The 447-nt window shown below is 69.4% G+C and carries 1 pseudogene; it reads right to left on the bottom strand.

Features of this window, described 5'->3' with window-relative positions:
* Positions 1-78 precede the first annotated feature (78 nt).
* Positions 79-354, bottom strand: a pseudogene (locus tag JMF97_RS30850) (hypothetical protein); the annotation flags it as partial.
* Positions 355-447 lie beyond the last annotated feature (93 nt).

The raw sequence follows: 447 nt of genomic DNA, 5'->3' as shown, positions 1-447 counted from the left end.
GCTGGACGCCCGAAGGACCCGCTCATGACACCCGACAGAGCTCGCGAACCAACCCCGCAGGAGCGGATGAAACACTCCTGAGCCGGTGACGGCAGCGGCTATGACGAAGAATAGAGCCGCGGCAAGCAGAACCAGTCCGACGGGCGCGCCGACAACGGCGCTCCCCGTCAGCTTCCGGGCACGGGCAATCGGGAACGCGGCGAGCGCGGCGACCGTGATGAGCGCGGCAACCACGTAGATGATCGGATAGCCGATGAGGGCGGCGACCGGGAAGAGGTGCACCACCACGACGAACGCGATCCACACCGGGATGAGGCCCCGCCCGGCTCGGAGGACGAGCCGAAGGGATCCGACGTGTAACAGAGACAGGGCCCTCACAGCGGCCGCCGTACGCGCGGTGACGGCCGACGTCGAGGGGAAGATCCCCGGCGCCAGGCCGCCGGCGGA

The organism is Micromonospora fiedleri (assembly GCF_016774385.1).
Taxonomy (GTDB): domain Bacteria; phylum Actinomycetota; class Actinomycetes; order Mycobacteriales; family Micromonosporaceae; genus Micromonospora; species Micromonospora gifhornensis.
The sequence above is the reverse complement of the archived record's forward strand: the minus strand, read 5'-3'. Positions and strand labels throughout refer to the sequence as shown.